Origin of the sequence: Halomonas sp. HK25 (genome assembly GCF_047795635.1) — a bacterium.
In the GTDB taxonomy this organism is placed as follows: Bacteria; Pseudomonadota; Gammaproteobacteria; order Pseudomonadales; family Halomonadaceae; genus Halomonas.
Genome location: NZ_CP181044.1, coordinates 3227151 through 3244593 on the forward strand (window position 1 = coordinate 3227151; position 17443 = coordinate 3244593).

At 66.7% G+C, this 17443-nt stretch carries 16 protein-coding genes; 4 read left to right on the forward strand and 12 right to left on the reverse strand.

Going from position 1 to position 17443, the window contains the following annotated elements:
* Window positions 1–70: 70 nt before the first annotated feature.
* Together ACM26W_RS15225 and ACM26W_RS15230 are read right to left on the reverse strand one after the other, a co-directional pair.
* The gene (locus ACM26W_RS15225; RefSeq protein ID WP_416137819.1) at window positions 71–550 is read right to left on the reverse strand and encodes a cupin domain-containing protein; all 480 of its coding nucleotides are present in this window, start codon (window positions 548–550) and stop codon (window positions 71–73) included.
* A gap of 59 nt (window positions 551–609) precedes the next feature.
* Complete coding sequence (locus ACM26W_RS15230) at window positions 610–1404, reverse strand: methyltransferase domain-containing protein (RefSeq protein ID WP_416137820.1); 795 nt, start codon at window positions 1402–1404, stop codon at window positions 610–612.
* 278 nt (window positions 1405–1682) lie between these two features.
* Here ACM26W_RS15230 and ACM26W_RS15235 point away from each other — a divergent pair, with 278 nt between their 5' ends.
* Genes ACM26W_RS15235 through ACM26W_RS15245 form a run of 3 tightly spaced genes read left to right on the forward strand, consistent with a single transcriptional unit; the run spans window position 1683 to window position 3830 of the window.
* A complete protein-coding gene (locus ACM26W_RS15235) occupies window positions 1683–2306 on the forward strand; it encodes a sigma-70 family RNA polymerase sigma factor (protein ID WP_416137821.1) in 624 nt (207 codons plus the stop codon).
* Window positions 2303–2566: an anti-sigma factor family protein gene (locus tag ACM26W_RS15240; RefSeq protein WP_416137822.1), complete on the forward strand. Its 264-nt coding sequence runs from the start codon at window positions 2303–2305 to the stop codon at window positions 2564–2566. Before ACM26W_RS15235 ends, ACM26W_RS15240 begins: the two co-directional genes overlap by 4 nt.
* A 19-nt stretch (window positions 2567–2585) precedes the next feature.
* Complete coding sequence (locus tag ACM26W_RS15245) at window positions 2586–3830, forward strand: MerC family mercury resistance protein (protein ID WP_416137823.1); 1245 nt, start codon at window positions 2586–2588, stop codon at window positions 3828–3830.
* A gap of 12 nt (window positions 3831–3842) precedes the next feature.
* Here the strand turns inward: ACM26W_RS15245 and ACM26W_RS15250 are convergent, their stop codons facing one another.
* Both ACM26W_RS15250 and ACM26W_RS15255 read right to left on the reverse strand, forming a co-directional pair.
* Complete coding sequence (locus tag ACM26W_RS15250; protein WP_416137824.1) at window positions 3843–4466, reverse strand: methyltransferase domain-containing protein; 624 nt, start codon at window positions 4464–4466, stop codon at window positions 3843–3845.
* 143 nt (window positions 4467–4609) lie between these two features.
* Window positions 4610–6130: an aldehyde dehydrogenase family protein gene (locus ACM26W_RS15255; protein WP_416137825.1), complete on the reverse strand. Its 1521-nt coding sequence runs from the start codon at window positions 6128–6130 to the stop codon at window positions 4610–4612.
* A gap of 131 nt (window positions 6131–6261) precedes the next feature.
* On the opposite strand from ACM26W_RS15255, the gene ACM26W_RS15260 reads away from it, so the two are divergent.
* The gene (locus ACM26W_RS15260; RefSeq protein WP_416137826.1) at window positions 6262–6939 is read left to right on the forward strand and encodes a response regulator; all 678 of its coding nucleotides are present in this window, start codon (window positions 6262–6264) and stop codon (window positions 6937–6939) included.
* On the opposite strand, the gene ACM26W_RS15265 is transcribed toward ACM26W_RS15260, so the two are convergent.
* The 8 genes from ACM26W_RS15265 to ACM26W_RS15300 form a co-directional block, all read right to left on the reverse strand.
* Complete coding sequence (locus ACM26W_RS15265) at window positions 6912–8279, reverse strand: NahK/ErcS family hybrid sensor histidine kinase/response regulator (protein WP_416137827.1); 1368 nt, start codon at window positions 8277–8279, stop codon at window positions 6912–6914. The genes ACM26W_RS15260 and ACM26W_RS15265 overlap by 28 nt on opposite strands.
* Window positions 8248–9441, reverse strand: a complete 1194-nt coding sequence (nosP, locus tag ACM26W_RS15270; RefSeq protein WP_416137828.1) for a nitric oxide-sensing protein NosP — start codon at window positions 9439–9441, stop codon at window positions 8248–8250. The genes ACM26W_RS15265 and nosP overlap by 32 nt, the downstream gene beginning before the upstream one ends.
* 67 nt (window positions 9442–9508) lie before the next feature.
* Window positions 9509–11686 (reverse strand): ATP-binding protein, encoded by a 2178-nt coding sequence (locus tag ACM26W_RS15275; protein ID WP_416137829.1) that lies wholly within the window; start codon window positions 11684–11686, stop codon window positions 9509–9511.
* Window positions 11687–11709: 23 nt separating this feature from the next.
* The gene (locus ACM26W_RS15280) at window positions 11710–12225 is read right to left on the reverse strand and encodes a molybdopterin-dependent oxidoreductase (RefSeq protein ID WP_416137830.1); all 516 of its coding nucleotides are present in this window, start codon (window positions 12223–12225) and stop codon (window positions 11710–11712) included.
* Window positions 12226–12322: 97 nt separating this feature from the next.
* Window positions 12323–12811: a hypothetical protein gene (locus ACM26W_RS15285; RefSeq protein ID WP_416137831.1), complete on the reverse strand. Its 489-nt coding sequence runs from the start codon at window positions 12809–12811 to the stop codon at window positions 12323–12325.
* 99 nt (window positions 12812–12910) lie between these two features.
* Window positions 12911–13738 (reverse strand): DUF2189 domain-containing protein, encoded by an 828-nt coding sequence (locus ACM26W_RS15290; protein ID WP_416137832.1) that lies wholly within the window; start codon window positions 13736–13738, stop codon window positions 12911–12913.
* Between the two features lie 522 nt (window positions 13739–14260).
* Window positions 14261–14689, reverse strand: a complete 429-nt coding sequence (locus ACM26W_RS15295) for a universal stress protein (protein WP_416137833.1) — start codon at window positions 14687–14689, stop codon at window positions 14261–14263.
* 13 nt (window positions 14690–14702) lie between these two features.
* The gene (locus ACM26W_RS15300) at window positions 14703–17300 is read right to left on the reverse strand and encodes a TRAP transporter permease (RefSeq protein WP_416137834.1); all 2598 of its coding nucleotides are present in this window, start codon (window positions 17298–17300) and stop codon (window positions 14703–14705) included.
* Between the last annotated feature and the right edge of the window lie 143 nt (window positions 17301–17443).

Below are 17443 nucleotides of genomic sequence, written 5' to 3' on the forward strand. Positions count from 1 at the left end.
CGATCAGGCGCCCGGCCCCGCCTCGTGGAAACGGAGCCGGGCAGGCATCGGTCCCGGGTGCGACCCGGGCTCACTGCCGCGGATCATCCGCCGGGTCGATGTAATCGATGCCCCAGGGCCCGGTACCGTGCAGCTGGATGACGGTCTCGCCCTCGGCGCGGCCGAACATGGCGTCGCCCGGCGACATGATGGCGTAGCCGCCCACCGGCAGCCGTGTGGCCGTCTCGGGGTCGAAGGTCTCGCCATGGGCGAAGTGCAGGGTGCCGGAGAGTACCGTGACCCGCTCGTAGGCCGGATGGACGTGGGGCTTGATCTCGTAGCCGTCCGCCAGCCGCAGGCGGAAGGTGAAGGGTTCCTCCTCGGACAGGTTGCCCTCGATGATGGCGATCTCGGCGCCCTCGCCCATGGAGCCCACCGGCCCCCAGCTGAGGTCTTCGGGTGTGCCGAGCAGGTGGCCGTCGCCCTGGTAGGGAGATGCCTGCAGGGCGCCCGCCGAGAGCGTGACGGCCAGCAGGAGTGAGGAGGCTGTCAGGGTCGTGTGCAGTTTCATGGTCGTGTCCTCTTGTGTCTGGGATCTAGTTGGGATCTTGCCGGGGCCTCGCCCGTCGCTCAGGCCTTGACGGCCAGCAGCGAGATGCTCTTGACGCCCCAGGTCTCGCTGGCGCCCCGCGCCGAGTCGGTCAGGAACCGGTATTCGGGGTGCTCGCGAAGGGTACGGATGGTGAGGCCGGCGGCCTCGATGGCCGCCCGGTAGTCATCCTGCTGGCTGGCCCCACCGATGCAGGCGGCCCACAGGGTGGCGTTGCAGCTCACGCTTTCCGGTAGTGGCGACTCGGTAACGATATCGGCCAGCGCCAGGCGCCCGCCGGGCTTCAATACCCGGGCGGCCTCGGCGAAGACCCGCGGCTTGTCCGCGGAGAGGTTGATCACCCCGTTGCTGATCACCACGTCGGCGCTGGCGTCCGGGAAGGGCGGCGCCTCGATGTAGCCCGCATGGAACTCGAGGTTGTGAAAGCCCCCCTCGCGAGCCAGGCGGGCGGCCTTCTCGCGCTGGGCATCGGTCATGTCGAGTCCCAGCACCCGGCCGGCCGGACCCGCTGTCAGGGCGGCCAGCAGGCTGTCCATGCCGGAGCCACTGCCCAGGTCGAGGACCGTCTCGCCGGGCTGGATGGCCGCCAGGTCCAGGAAGTGACCGACCCCGGCGAAGGAGTCGATGGCCGCGGCGGGAATGCGGTCGAGGGCATCCGGGTCATAGCCCAGGCGCTCGGCCAGGGCGCGCCCCATCTCGAAATGGAAGTCGGCCTCCGGGGTCTCGGCGACCTCCCGGTACATCGACTTGACCCGCGCCTCCAGTTCGTCGCGATCCACCGCGGGGAAGGCGGAAGCGGTTGCCGTGCTGGTCATGGGGATTCTCCTCAGTGGCTGTACGGCGACGACATCGGTGGACACCGGTGTGTCGTGTCCGCGAGGACGCAGCACCGCCGTCTTTTGTTCCCGGCGCCGTGCCGAACCGGATCGGGAACCCTTCCGGCCACGGGCGCGTCCCTGCGGACGAGGCGACTTGCCGATCGCCGCCCCACCCGCCATCCTCGAGGTAGTGGCCCATGTCCCTGGCCAGTTCACCCACCCCATCCCCGACGCGGCAGCCGTGCCCGCCTCGCCGGGGCAATTCGGGGGCCGCCATGCGACACCGCGACAGCGCCGGGCAGCGGCAGTGGTTCGAAGAGCGCCTGGCGCCCCTCATGGATCGGCTCTACGGCACGGCCCTGCGGCTGACCCGCCATCCCGATGACGCCGAGGACATCGTGGCCGAGGCGGTGGGCCAGGCGTGGCGCCGCCTCGATACCCTGCGCGACCCCCGGCGCTTCGAGGCCTGGCTGTTCCATATCCTCACCAACACCTTCATCAGCGAGTGGCGTCGGCGCCGCAGCCATCCCCAGGACTCCCCGGAGGGGCAGGACACCGATCACCTGGAGGCGACGGAATTCACCCTCTTCCAGCAGCTTCACCAGCCCTTCCTGCTGTGGTGGGGCAGCCTGGAAGAGCAGTTCTTCAACAGCGTGCTGGAGGAGGAGCTGCAGGCGGCGTTGGATGCCCTGCCCGATCCCTTCCGCCTGGTGATTGTGCTGGTGGAGGTACAGGGCTATAGGTATGAGGAGGTTTCCCGCCTGCTGGGAATTCCGCTGGGCACCGTGAGGTCTCGCCTCAACCGTGCCCGAGGCCTGCTCCAGAAGGCACTCTGGCAGCAGGCGAGAGACGCCGGCATCACCTCCGGCCACCAGGGAGAGGGAGGTCCTTCACCATGAGCACCAGGGAGCTGGGCTGCGAGGAGGTCATCGAGCGGCTCTTCGACTATCTCGACCGGGAGCTCGGCGCGCAGCAGGCCGAGGATATCGAGCGGCACCTGGCCAGGTGCCGCGACTGCTTCTCACGTGCCCAATTCGAACGACGACTACGGGCCATGGTGGAAGCATCCGGCAAGGTGACGGCCCCGCCACGGCTGCACCGACGAATCCGCCACCTGCTCGACCAGTTCGACAGCGACGAGACGGATGCCATCCCCTGACCCGTGAGGAGAGACCCTCATGGTGGCAATTCTCGGCTACTCGCGGCCCCAGATCATCGCGGCGGTCCAGGCGATGTACGGTGCCGTGGCCGCAACCCCCGACGCCCCCTTCCACTTCCCGGTCGGTGCCGACGCCTGCCGACGCCTGGGCTACCCGGCGGCGCAGACCGCCGAGCTGCCCGGGGAAACGCTGGCCCGCTTCGCCGGTGTCGGCTACCCCTTTCGCGCCGGGGCCATTCGGCCCGGCGACCGGGTGCTCGACATCGGTGCCGGCGCCGGCAACGACGCCCTGATCGCCCGCCGGCTGGCCGGCCCCGGGGGCCGGGTGATCGCCCTGGACCTCACCGCCGGCATGACCCGCCGCCTCTCCGGCGCGATACGCCGGGCCGGTATCGACGACCTCGACATCGTGCAGGGGTCCGCGGAGCAGCTGCCACTGCCCGATGGCTGCGTCGACAGCATCACCAGCAACGGCGCCCTCAACCTGGTGCCGGACAAGCGCCGCGCCGTGGCGGAGATGTTCCGGGTGCTCAAGTCACGCGGCCGCCTGCAGCTTGCCGATGTGGTGATCCATCGGCCGGTGTCGGTGGACTGCCACGAGGACCCCCGGCTGTGGGTGGAGTGCGTGGTGGGGGCCACGGTGAAGGAGGACCTGCTGGCACTGTTCGAGGAGGCGGGCTTCGAGGAGGTCCGGATCGTGGGGGAGCACGACTACTTCGCCCTGAGCGAAAGCCCCCAGACCCGGGAGGTGGCGGAGAGCTTCGGCGCCCATGCCATCGAGGTGGGCATGCGCCGCGGCGAGACAGCCCCCTCTTGGGCCTGGCGCTGGCGACACCGACTCGACCCGCGACGGGCCTGGCGCCGCCTGCATCGCCGCGGTCTGCTGGGCGTTGCTGCCCTCGCCCTGGCGCTGCTGAGCTGCTACGGCACCCTGGCCCTGGTCGCCCTGCTGCCGCTGCTGGGCATCGGCCTGGCCCTCGATGAGGGGCTCTGGGCCGGCAGCATCGCTGGCTTCGTGCTGCTCACCCTGGCGGCGCTGGCCGCCGGCATTCGTCGCCATGCCGACTACTGGCCGACGATGCTTGGCGCGATGGGCGGCGGTCTGGTGCTCTACGCTCTCTTCGTCGACTATCTCGCCCTGGTGGAGCTGGCCGGCTTCGTGCTGTTGGGGAGCGGTGTGGCCTGGGATCTGCGTCGACGACGGCGTCGAGAGACGCAGGTACTGGGGCTCGAGGGAGCTACCTCAAGGCGTCAGACGAGGTAAGGTCCTGGAGAATCAGGCGTGGCCATGGCCCAGCGTGAAGCGGGCCACCTGGGTCGGCTGGCCAAGGTGGGCGTCCATTTCTCCGACCCCCGAGAAACCTACCCGGTAGCCATTGCGGCGTGCCACTCCCTGGGCCCACTCGCGGAAGCGCGCCCGGTCCCACTCGAACTTGTGGTCGGGGTCGCGGAACTCGCCCGGCGCCATGTCGAAGAGCGGGTTGTACTCGTGGTTGGGGGTGGTCATCACCAGCAGGTGGGGGCGAAGTCCGGCGAAGACCGCACGTTCGACCCGGGAGAGCGCCTCAGGCGGAACATGCTCGATGGTCTCGACCATGGCCGCGGCCTCGAAGCCGGTCAGCACCGGATGGTGATCCGTATAGGAGCCGCACACCAGTTCGAGACGCCCCGCACGGACGGATGGCAGATCCTCCAGACGCAGCTTGGCCTGGGCCAGCAGTTCGCCGGAGAGCTCCAGGCCTACCACCCGCTCGAACTGGGCGTCGCGCAGCAGGTACTGCAGCAGCCCGCCGGAGCCACACCCCAGGTCGAGCACCCGTCGCGCACCGCTGGCTCTGACCAGCGACACGACGCGCTGCAGTCGTTGCTGGTGGAGGTCGGGGGCTTCGAGGTCGATCATCTCTATACTGTCTCCGTGGGGACCGGGCGGGTGATGATGACCCAAAGCGGCCGAGACGTGTAGCAACGAGCATAAAAAGGCGCGACTCGCGTCGCGCCCGGTATCCTGCTTACTGTTGCCGATGCGCCGTTCGACGCCGCCGATCAGAAGAATCCCATCGGGTTGGTGTCATAGCTCACCAGCAGGTTCTTGGTCTGCTGGTAGTGCTCAAGGGCCATCTTGTGGTTCTCGCGGCCGATGCCGGACTTCTTGTAGCCGCCGAAGGCGGCATGGGCCGGATAGTGGTGATAGCAGTTGGTCCAGACTCGCCCGGCCTGAATGCCACGCCCCATACGGAAGGCGACGTTGATATCGCGGGTCCATAGACCGGCGCCAAGGCCGAATTCGGTGTCGTTGGCGATGGCCAACGCCTCTTCCTGGTCCTTGAAGGTGGTCACTGCCACCACCGGGCCGAAGATCTCCTCCTGGAAGACCCGCATCTTGTTGTGGCCCTTGAGCAGCGTCGGCTGGATATAGAAGCCACGGTTGAGTGAATCGTCCATGGTCTCCTTGTCACCACCGGTCAGGAACTCGGCGCCCTCCTCTCGGGCGATCTCCATGTAGGACATGATCTTGTCGAACTGCTCCCGGGAGGCCTGGGCCCCCACCTGGACATCGGTGTCCAGTGGATTGCCACGCTTGATCGACAGGGTGCGCTCCATGACCTTGGCCATGAAGGCGTCGTACATGCTTTCCTGGATCAGCGCCCGCGACGGGCAGGTGCACACCTCCCCCTGGTTGAAGAAGGCCAGCACCAGGCCTTCGGCCGCCTTTTCGATGAACTCCGGCTCGGCATTCATGATGTCGGCGAAGTAGATGTTCGGCGACTTGCCACCCAGCTCCACGGTAGAGGGAATGATGTTCTCGGCCGCGCACTGGAGGATATGCGACCCCACCGGGGTGGAGCCGGTGAAGGCGATCTTGGCGATGCGCTTGCTGGTTGCCAGCGCCTGGCCTGCCTCCGCACCGTAGCCGTTGACGATATTGACCACGCCCGGCGGCAGCAGGTCACCGATCAGCTTCATCAGCTCCAGAATCGAGGCCGGGGTCTGCTCGGCGGGCTTGAGCACCACGCAGTTGCCGGCGGCCAGCGCCGGGGCCAGCTTCCACACGGCCATCAGCAGCGGAAAGTTCCAGGGGATGATCTGCCCCACCACGCCCAGCGGCTCGTGGAAATGGTAGGCGACGGTGTTGTTATCGATGGCGCTGGAGGTATCTTCCTGGGCACGGATACAGCCCGCGAAATAGCGGAAATGATCCACGGCCAGCGGCAGATCGGCGTTGAGCGTCTCGCGCACCGCCTTGCCGTTGTCCCAGGTCTCGGCCACGGCGAGCCTCTCGATATTCTGCTCGATGCGGTCGGCGATCTTCAGCAGGATGTTGGAGCGCTCAGTGGTCGAGGTCCTGCCCCAGGCCGGTGCGGCCTGGTGGGCGGCGTCCAGCGCCTTGTCGATGTCCTCGGCACTGGAGCGAGGGATCTGGCAGAACACCTCGCCGTTGACCGGGGTGACGTTGTCGAAGTACTCACCCTTCACCGGCGGCACGAATTCGCCGCCGATATAATTCCCGTAGCGCTTATCGAAGGCGATGACGGCATCCTGGCTGCCGGGGTTGGCATAGATCATGGCATGGCTCCTGAAAATTATGATTATGTTGGGGCACTATGCAGTCTTGGTCAGGCCGCGCTTCTGCGACATACTCCGGTGGCATGATACGCCCTCATCCCTTGGGAGGAGGGCCCCGACGGGAGAGAGCGATGACGACCCTGATGGTCGCCGATGACCATCCGCTGTTCCGCGACGCCATCGGCGCGGTGATCGCGGCGGGCCTGCCGGGCACCCGGCTGCTGGAGGCCGACAGCCTGGCGAAAGCCATGCAGGAGGCCGAGCGTCACGAGGATACCCTCGACCTGCTGCTGCTGGACCTGGACCTGCCCGACGCCGAGGGCCTCGACGGGCTGAGCCGCCTCAGGGACGCCTACCCCGCGCTGCCGGTTGCCATCCTCTCGGCGGAGCAGGACCGGCGCACGGTGCTGGCGGCCATCGAGATGGGCGCGGTCGGCTATATTCCCAAGTCGACACCCCGCGACGACCTGCTGGCCGCCCTGCGTCAGCTCCTCGAGGGACAGCTCTACCTGCCGCCCCAGGTCATGCGCCGCCCTCCCCCCGCACACCCGGCACCGGCCGTCACCGCCGCCGCGCCCGACCCGCGTCTGGCGCGCCTCACCGACAAGCAGCTCGAGGTGCTCGAGCTGCTCAGTCGCGGCGCCTCCAACAAGGGAATCGCTCGGGAGCTGAATGTCGCCGAGACCACGGTGAAGACCCATGTCTCGGCCATCCTGAGAAAGCTGGGTGTGGCGAGCCGGGTCCAGGCGGTACTGCTGGCCGGCGAGCTGGATCTGCCCCGCTACCGGACCGGTCGCCGATCCGGCTGAGGCCCCAGCAGCGCGGTCAGCAGCAGGCGCAGGCGCAGCGGCTTGATGGGCTTGAGCAGGCAGTGGTAGCCGGCTTGGCGTATCCGCGACTTCAACGCCGCATCGTGGTTGGCGGTGATCACCACGACCGGCAGCCCGGGATGGGCCTCGCGCAGCCGGGCGGCGACCTCGAGCCCGTCGGGCTCACCATCTCCCAGATGGTAGTCTACCAACAGCACGGTACCAGGCTCGGCGATACACCGTTCGAGCTCGGACGGCGACCCCACGGCCACCACCCGGCAACCCCAGCCCCCCAGCAGGGCCTCCATGCCCTCGCGGATTGCCGCATCGTTGTCCAGGACCCAGATGACCTCGCCGGCCAGGGGCGGCGCGTTTGGCGTCGTCTCAAGGCGGCCAGGAGAGGGCCGGGGCGCCGTGGCGAAGGGCACCGTCACCGAGAACATCGAGCCCCGACCGGGCACCGAGGCAAGCCCCAGCCGATGGCCGAGCATCCCGCTGATGCGATCGACGATGGCCAGCCCCAGCCCCAGCCCGCGGTCCTCGCCCCCGTAGCTCGACCCGAGGCGCCGGAACTCTTCGAAGATCTCACGCTGCTGCCCGGGGGCGATACCGGGCCCGGTATCGCCCACCATGATCTCCAGCCCGCCCTGGCGACGCCGACAGCCCAACAGGATATGGCCCCGGGCGGTATAGCGAATCGCATTGCCGAGGAAGTTGCGCACCACCCGCGCCAACAGCGCCAGGTCGGTCTCGATCACCGCCCGGGTGGGCACATGGTGGAAGGCCAGCCCCCTGGCCGCGGCCATCTGGCGATACTCCTCCGCCATCACGCCGAGCAGCTCCTCGGCGGGAAAGGGCGCGATATCGGGCCTGAGCACCCCGGCATCGAGCCGCGAAATATCCACCAGGCTGCCGATCAGCGCCTCGACGTCCTTTAACGAGCGCCCGATGTTGCCGACCAGGCGTCGGGAGCCATCCGGCAGCGGCTGCTCCTCCAGGGCGCTGGCGAACAGCCGCGCCGCGTTCAGAGGCTGGAGCAGATCATGGCTCACCGCGGCGAGGAACTTGGTCTTGGAGAGATTAGCCGCCTCGGCCTCGGCCTTGGCCCTGTGCAGTTCGCCCAGGGTGCGTTGCAGGGTCTCGGTACGCTCGCGGACCTGCTCGGCCAGCAGCACCGAGTGCTCGAAGGCCGCATAGGGCGCGCCACCGGGCACGCCGCTGGACTCCACCCGCTCGATCAGCGCACCGCAGATGCGTCGCAGGCGGGTATTCTCTTCGGCCAGGAGTGCCGCCCGGGCCTCGGGCGCCTCAGGCAACTCCGCCGGGTCGAGCGGTGCCAATGGCCACCCCGGTGAAGGTCTGGTTGATGTGCATGCCATGGTACTGCTCCCCGTAGGTATTGAAGCCGATCACCCGGCTACGGCTCAGCATGTCCGAGACGGCCGCGTCGTCGCCCAGCACCTCCAGCTCCAGGCGTCTCAGGAAGCAGTCGCAGCCGATGACCAGCTCGGGAGGACCTAGCCGCTGTTCGAGGCCCCGCAGCGTCTGCAACAACTCCCCATGGATCGGTGCGGACGCCATGGCCGTGAGCACGATGCCGTTCTCCACGGCGCAGTAGAAGCTCAGGCTGCCATCCTCGTTGGCACGCTGGATGGAGCGCACGTAGTAGTGATCGCCGATGCGCACCGCCAGCGGATGCTGGGCGAACAGCTCCGGGCCGAGCCGTGACACCGGCTGCCCCACCAGTGCCGCATAGGCCTCCACGGCGGGCGCCGCATTGAGCTCCAGCACCCGTCGCGACTCCCGATCGACCGCGGAGACCACCAGCTTTTCATGCCGGGGCCGCAGGTGGTGGGTGGAGAAGACCTCAAAGGGCAGCGGCGTATTGACCATCAGCACCACCGCCGCCTCGGTGTGGAAGCGCCCGTGGCAGAAGACATGGGTGCGAGCGAGGCGGTTGTCGTCCCCGGCCGAGCCGCCGAAGCTGGGAATGCTGCCGAGTGCGGCATCGAGGGTCGCGATCACACGCTCCTCGCTGCTCGAGAGGCCGTCGAGCAGGGTCACCACGAAGCTGTTGTCCGCCAGGGGCGCCAGGGCGCGCTCGCGACAGCGGCCGAGCAGGTCATCCACCAGGCGCTGGGCACAAGGCAGGTCGAAGGCGTCGAGTGACTCCACCAGCGCCGGGGCCAGTTCGAAGTGGCAATGGTCGAAGCCGATCGCCACGATGCTGCCTCGGGCATAGCCCGCCGGAGTGATCTCCCCGGCCGAAGTGCAGCCCGCCACCGGGATGTCGGCGAAGGCCTCGTTGAGGGCGCGAGACAGTGCCTCCAGAGGATACTCGACGCTGCAGAAGAAGAGCACGAAGCCCAGAGATGAATGGCACAGGTGGGAGGCAAGCTCCGCCACGGCCTCGGTCGGGTCGGATCGATGGCTGACGGCGGTGCGCAGCAGGAAAGCCCCGGCAGGCGGCGGAACGGGGGAGAGGCTCGTGGCATCTGGCATCGCGGACTCCGACTTCAACGCACGCTCCAGTGTAGGCCGCCCGGTGGATGCGCCACAAACGATAAGCTCAAAGGGCCGACGGGGCCCGCCAAGCCTCCAGGGCGGCCAGGGAGGCCGCCACACAAGACGAGAGCTCGTTCAGCAGGGCCCTGGCCGCCACCCTGTCCCCCTCGTTGGCCAGGCGCTCGAGCCGCGTGGCCAGGCCGGCCACCTTGACGGCACCCAGGCTCGACGATTCCCCCTTGAGCTGGTGCGCCGCATGCTGGGCGTCCGCCAGATCGACGCTGTCGAGGGCGCGCTTCAGGCTGGCCAGCCGAGACTCGGCCTGGTCACCGAAGAGATCCACCAGCGAAGCCAGCCCCTCCTCGCCCAGGGAATCTCGCAGCGCCTGCAGCGTGAGCGGGTCAACCAGGCTATCTCGACCAGCGGCCGTCCCAACGCCGCTCGTACGCGACGTCGGCGCCCCTTCGGCCAGGTAACGAAACAACGCCTCCAGCAGAAGCTCCTGGCGCAGCGGCTTGGTCAGGTAGCCGTTCATGCCGGCGGCCAGGCAGCGGGCCTGCTCGCCCCCGGGACCTCCAGCGGTCATCGCCACGATCGGCACAGCTGCCGCCAAGCCGTCGCGGGCGCGCAGCCGGCGGGTCACCTCCAGCCCGTCCATGTCCGGCATCTGGATATCCATGAAGATCAGATCGAAGCGGCCTGCCGCCGCCAGCTGCAGGGCGGCCGCGCCGGAGCCGGCCATGGTGACCGAGCAGCCGAGGCGCTCCAGCATGGCCCTGGCCACCTGCTGGTTGACAGGGTTGTCCTCCACCACCAGCAGCTGGGCACGCTGCAGATCCACGCGGCGAGCGTACCTTGCCGCTGGCAGCGTGGCCGGACCAGGCCCCTCGGCGGTCGCCAGTGACAGCACGAACCAGAACCGGCTGCCCACCCCGGGCTCGCTGGCCAGCTCGATACTCCCTCCCATGGCCTCCACCAGTCGGCGACAGATCGCCAGGCCCAGCCCGGTACCGCCAAAGCGGCGGGCAGTGGAGGCATCGCCCTGCCGGAACGGCTCGAAGATTCGCGAGAGCTGCTCGGGGGCGATACCACAGCCGGTATCCACTACCTCGAAGCGGACTCGCCCGTCCCCTTCGGCTCGCACCTCCAGGCGGATCTCACCCTGCTCGGTGAACTTCACCGCGTTGGAGACCAGGTTGATCAACACCTGGCGCAGGCGCCCCGGGTCGGCCAGCACCCGCTCCGGCAGCTGCGGGTCCAGATGCGTCAGCAGCGCCACGCCGCGAGCCTCGGCGCGAGGCGCCAGCAGCGCCACCACCCCATCGGCAAGCTCATTCAGCGCCAGGGCGCGCTGCTCCAGTTCGAGACGCCCGGCCTCGATCTTGGAAAAATCCAGCAGGTCGTTGATCAGTTCCAGCAGCAGCCCTGCGCTGTCATGAATGGTGGCCACGCACTGGCGCGCCGACTCCTCGAGACGGTGCTCCAGCAGCACATCACTCATGCCGATGACGCCATTGAGCGGGGTGCGAATCTCGTGGCTGACGGTGGCCAGGAATTCCGACTTGGCCTGGCTGGCCGACTCCGCCTGCCGGGCGGTCGCCTCCAGCTCTCGGCTCAGCGTCTCCAGGTCACGTCGCGCCGCGGCATTGTCCCGCGCCTCCCGGAACAGGATGAGCGCCACCAGCATGGCCGAGAGGCTCATCGCCAGGATCAGCACCAGCAGCAGGGCATAGAGCCGCTGCAATTGGCCACGCTCGCGGGTGGCGGTATCGGCCAGGTGGCCATTGATGGCGATCACCAATCGCTCGGTGCGGTTACCCAGGGTATCGAGGTGCCGATCCAGGGTATGACGGTCGCTCTCCTGCAGCGCCTCGAGCGCCTCGATGAGGCTATCGAGCGCCTCGATGCGCTGTTCGATCTGGTCCAGCAGGGCGCTGGCCGCGGGAATCGAGGCCAGCAGCTCGCTGATATCACCGCCCCCGCGCATCAGGTACAGCCGGCTGTAGAAGAGCTCGAAGCGCAGCCTTAATCCCGCCCGGTCGGCTTCCGGCTGCGCCAGGTAGTTACGCAATTGGACCACGTCGCGATCTAGCTTGTAGGCGTGCCAGGAGGTATCCCCGCCTACGCTCTGGGCCAGGCTGTCCTGGCGCCAGGAGACCAGGCCCACTACCACTAGTGCCGCTGCCAGCAGCAGCAGCGCACTGATGGCGCCAAGCTTGACTCGCAGGGGCAGGCGCAGCATGGAACGCTCCCGATAGCGGGCCCTCATGGGGCGTAAATGTGCACGACGTGCCACACCGAGCGGAAGCGCACGGACTCGTTGAGCAGTTCGGGATGACCGTCGAAGGGATAGAGCACGAACAGAGGGCCGAACTCGCGGATCTTCATCGGCGAGCCGTTGCGGCTCATGGCCAGGATAACGTCGTAATCGTGCAGGTCCGAGAGGGGAATTTCTGCCTCATAATCGTTGAGCGCCCGGACCCGAACGCGATCGCTGCGCGACCCGGCCGCCGCCAGCACCTCCCGAAACAGCGGACCTTCGTAGCGACCGCGATCCGGGTGCCAGGGAGTACGGGTCTCGATCTCGGTGGGGGCGATGGCCATCAGCATCTCGCGGTCAAACCTGGCCTGGCCGCCCACGTTGGGGAAGTCGATGTTGCCGCTGATGGTCAGCAGCACCTCGCCGCTCGGGGCCGGCAGCGTTTTCTCGGCGACAGCCGACAACGGCAGCCACGGGAGGGTCACAAAGGCGAGCAGAAGGAGCAGGACGCGTTGGCGCATGGGGCAATCCTGTGGCGAAATCCAAGGAGATATAAGCCTACCCGATCCCGCGACAAAGATCAGTTAGGTAATCTGTCACAGATGGCACCGCCAGTTGTCATGGTGTCTCCTGGACCGGCTCCGACAGGCGCTCCTCCAGGCCGTCCAGCAGCCGCTGCAGATAGCGGGCGCGCTGCTCCCACACGGCGTTGCGATAAAGCTGGCGCGACAGCGGGAGCAGATCGAGGTCCCCCAGTTCCGCCGCTGCGAGCTGCCCGTGGTAGGCCTCCACCAGGGCCAGGTCAGCCTCTCGACCCTGCTCCCAGGCGGCCTGAGAGGCCTCCAGGGCCAGACGCGCCTCCCGCCCGAGCACCTTGTCGAGCCGCGCGCCGAGACGCTCGACCTCCTCCTTCCAGCGGGTCTCGGCCTCCCGGGCACAGGCCAGGGCAGGTTCCGGCTGCCACTCGGCGTCGGACAGGCAGGCGTCGAGCTCGTGGGCAATGACCTGGCCACCACCGGAGAGCACAAGAGAGAGGGGCTGAGCGTGGAGCGGCATCAGGGGAGGCAGCACGAGCAGCAGGCAGGCAAGCGGGCGCAGTGTCGGCATGGCATCACCTTGCGGGCGCTGGCCCGGGGCCAGCAATGAAAAGGGGGGCGTCAACGCCCCCCCAGCATAGCGGCCTGCCCCCGACAGGGCGAGGCACGTTCAACCCTGCAGTGGCTCGCCATCGTCGATCACATCGACGCGCACCAGATCCTCGTAGGCATGCCAGCTGGCATGGCCCAGCACGGGCAGAATAAGCGCCAGGCCGATATAGAAGGTCATCACCCCCACCAGCACGCAGCCGGTCAGAATGGCCGCCCAGAGCAGCATGGGGCGGAAGTTACGGGCCACTGAGCGCACACTGGCCTCGATCCCCTCCATGAAGGTGAGATCGTGATGCATCAGGGTCGGAATCGCCACCACGCTGATGGAGAAGGCGCCAAAGGCCAGGACGCTGCCCATGACCGTCCCCACGGCGATCATGCCGAGTCCTTCGGGCGTGGTGAGCAGAGACGCGTAGAGGGTGGCCGGACTCGGAACCTCGAAACCGAAGAACAGTGCGAACAGCAGGGTTGCCAGCCGGATCCAGGCGAGAAAGAAGATCATCATCATCACGCCCATCATGGCGAGCTGGCCGGCATGGGGCCGCCAGGCGCCGAAGGCGTCACCCAGATGGGGGGCCCGGTTGGCTTCCAGGGCGCGGCTGACGCCGTAGGAACCCACCGCCACCAGAGGGCCCATGAACATGAAGCCTGCCACCATGGGCAGCAGCCAGTGCCACAGCCCCAGGGTGATGGCACCTGCAGTGATGGCAATGCTCAGGCCCACCCAGAACATGCCGTAGGCGAGACTCACCGCCGTGGCCTGGCGAAAGTCCTCGATGCCGGCCGCCAACCAGGCCCTCGGCCGATCCATGCCCACCGGGTTGATGGTGATCTTGACCCTGGGCGCTGCAGACTTGTGATGCTCTTTTGTTGTTGCCGCGTTCATGCTGTCACCCCTGTTGCGCCTTGTAATACCCGCCCCCGGCGGGCCAATTCCCGACACAGGCCAACGCCTTAATGCCGACTTCATCCATTAATACAGGTTTAATGTAGTTGACTCGAGTCAATTCTGCAGACGCGGAACCCATCATGGACTTTCCACGCTACAGCTCCAGAGACTGCTTCATAAGATAATCACGAAACGTTCTTTGGGAGCGTCAAGGCAGCTGCCATGGCATGACCTTGCCCCTGCCACTCATGTAATAAGAGGGACCTGACGATGACCCCGTCATTGCGCCAGGCCATCGACCCTGTCGATCGCCCTGCTGCTTGGCGGCCTGGCCTTCGCCGCCCACTCCGATGATGACGCCTCTGCAGCGCAATTCGCGGTGGTGTCCGGCGAGGGCACCTGCCACGAGGCCAGCGTCAGCGTCGGCTGATTCTCGGCTGACAACCCCTGACGCAAGAGCCCCGGCCAGTTGGCCGGGGCTCTTTGGGTTGTGGCGGACCCGGTGGCCGCCTGATGAACTCAGCGCACGATCATCACCGATATCTTGGCATGGTGCACCACGTGTTCGGCGTTGGGACCGAGCACGTAGTCGGCGAACTTGCGCTTGTTATGGGACGCCATCACGATCAGGTCCACCTCGAGCTTCTTGGCCGCCTTGATGATCGCCTCCCAGGGCGAGCCATCGACGATCACCGTCTGGGTCTGGATGTCCGCGGGCACATGCTCCTGAATGAAGTTGTGCTGGGCCTCGGTGATGGCCTCGTGGGCCTTCTTGGCGAAATCCTTGGGGAAGTAGGAGCCCACCAGCGGCATGCGGTAGTCGGGCAGCACCGTCACCACGTGCAGCGAGGCCCCGAAGGTCCGGCACAGGGTAACGGCCGTGGGCAGCGCCTTCTTCCAGGAGCTCTCCTCGTTGAGGTCCACCGGCAGCATGATCTTGCTGTACATGTCATCGTCTCCTTCAGGCGGTAGCGGCCTGGCCGGTACCGGGTTCACGACGGCGACGCTGCAGCATCACCACCAGGCCGAACACCAGGAACCCCGGTATCCACATCCACTCCTTGGCCCAGCGATCCACCGGAGCCGATACCTCGATGATCTCCTGGTCGAAATCGAAGCCGATGTCCGCAGCCAGGCTGCCGAACTCGACGAAATCCACCATGGCCTGATCGCCGTCGACGTAGAGCTCCATGCCCAGGTTCTCCATGCGCTCCTCCGCGCTGTCACCACCAGGGACCGGCACCAGCACATAGGTCGTCAAGGGATCGCCGAAGGCGTCCTCGCCGGCGATCTGTACCCGCAGGTTGCTGCCCTCCTCGACATCGCCGAGTGCCTGAGCGAACTGCGACGGTGGCACCTGCTGGTAGGGGTCGTGGACCATATCCATCCAGAAGCCGGGCCTGAACAGGGTGAAGGCCACCAGCAGCAGCAGGATACTCTCGTACCAGCGGTTACGGGCGATCATGAAGCCCTGGGTGCCCGCCGCGAAGATCAACATGGCGATCGTCGAGATGATGAAGATCACGATGCCCTGCAGGAAGGTGACGTCGATCAGCAGCAGGTCTGTATTGAAGATGAACAGGAACGGCAGCGCCGCTGTGCGCAGGCTGTAGTAGAACGCCTGGAAACCGGTGCGTAGCGGATCGCCCCCGGAGACCGCCGCCGCGGCGAATGAAGCAAGACCTACCGGTGGCGTGACGTCGGCCATGATGCCGAAGTAGAAGACGAACAGGTGAACCGCGATCAGCGGCACGATCAGGCCGCTCTGCTGACCCAGCATCACGATCACCGGCGCCAGCAAGGCCGATACCACGATGTAGTTGGCGGTAGTGGGCAGGCCCATGCCCAAAATCAGACTGAGCACCGCAGTGAGCAACAGGATCAGCATCAGGTTGCCCATGGAAAGGATCTCGACCACGTCGGCCAGCACCAGGCCGACGCCGGTCTGGGAGACCGCGCCGACGATGATGCCCGCTGCCGCGGTGGCGATGCCGATACCGATCATGTTGCGGGCACCGGTCACCAGGCCGTCCCACAGGTCCATGAAGCCTTCCTTGATGTCCTCGGCGAACTTCCCGCGCTGGCGGAAGGCGGCCATGATCGGACGCTGGGTAACAATGATGAAGATCATGAACACCGTCGCCCAGAAGGCCGACAGCCCCGGCGACAGGCGTTCGACCATCAGGCACCAGACCAGCACGATGACCGGCAGGATGTAATGCAGGCCGACCATCACCGTGGGCCGAGTCTGGGGGAGAGTGAGGACCTCGGAGTTGGGATCATCGAGCTCCAGTTCGGGATACCGGGATCCGAGCTTGAGCAGGACGATATAGATGACTGTCAGTCCGACCGCTACCACCCAGGGTGTTGCGTCGCCGAGGACCGGCTTGAGCCAACCCAAGCCGTAATAGACCGCAAAGGAGAGCGCCATCAGAAGGATCAGCCCAGTCAAGAAGCCGATCAGCTTTTTGAGGAAGGGGCGCGCCGGATTGCTGCTGGGCAGCCCCTGCATATTGGCCTTTAGCGCCTCCAGATGGACGATGTAGACCAGCGCGATGTAGGAGATCAGGGCCGGCAGGAAGGCATGTTTGATCACCTCGACGTAGGAGATCCCGACATACTCCACCATCAGGAAGGCCGCGGCCCCCATCACCGGTGGCATGATCTGGCCGTTCACCGAGGAGGATACCTCGACGGCGCCTGCCTTCTCGGAGGAGAAGCCGACCCGCTTCATCATGGGAATGGTAAAGGTGCCGGTGGTCACCACGTTGGCAATCGAGGAGCCGGAGATCAGGCCGGTCATGCCCGAGGCCACTACCGCCGCCTTGGCCGGCCCACCCTTGTAGTGGCCCAGCAGCGAGAAGGCGACCTTGATGAAATAGTTGCCGGCCCCGGCCTTGTCGAGCAGGGCACCGAACAGCACGAACAGGAAGACGAAGCTGGTCGAGACCCCCAGAGCGATGCCGAACACCCCCTGGGTGGACAACCACTGGTGGTTGACCAGACTCTGGAAAGTAACCCCACGGTGAGCCAGAATACCCGGCATATAGGGGCCGAACAGAGAATAGAGGATGAACACCAAGGCCACGATCATCAGCGGTGGCCCCAGCGCCCGCCGCGTCGCCTCGAGCAGCATCACGAGCCCGATCACGCCGACGATCACGTCCTGCGTAATCGGCGCCCCTGGCCGCTCGGCGAGCTGGTCATAGAAGAGAAAAATGTAGGCGCCGCAGAAGGCGGCAACGGCCGCGAGAACCCAGTCCTGAATCGGTATGCGATCGCGCGGCGAGCGCTTCAACGCCGGGTAGGCCATGAAGGCCAGAAAGAGCGCAAAAGCCAGGTGGATGGAGCGAGTCTCGGTAGCATTGAAGACACCGAAGCGAAACATGTAGGGCAAGGGCGAGGCGATCCACAGCTGGAACAGCGACCATGCCGCCGCAATGCTGACCAGCAGCTTGCCCGGCACCCCTGCCGGCTTTCGCGCCCCCGAGTCGCTGGAGGCAACCATATCCTCCAGGTCGGCGTCCGACGCGCGGGGTTTTGTCTTCTCGTCAGTCATATGCTGGCCCTGCCCACTGTCAATGACTCATGGTTCTATCCCTTTCCGCGATAACGGCAGGATAGTGATTCCCAATGAGATGCGCGGACACCCCGGGGGGGAGTCCGCGCATCGATCACCACGGGTGAATGGCTGACACGGCC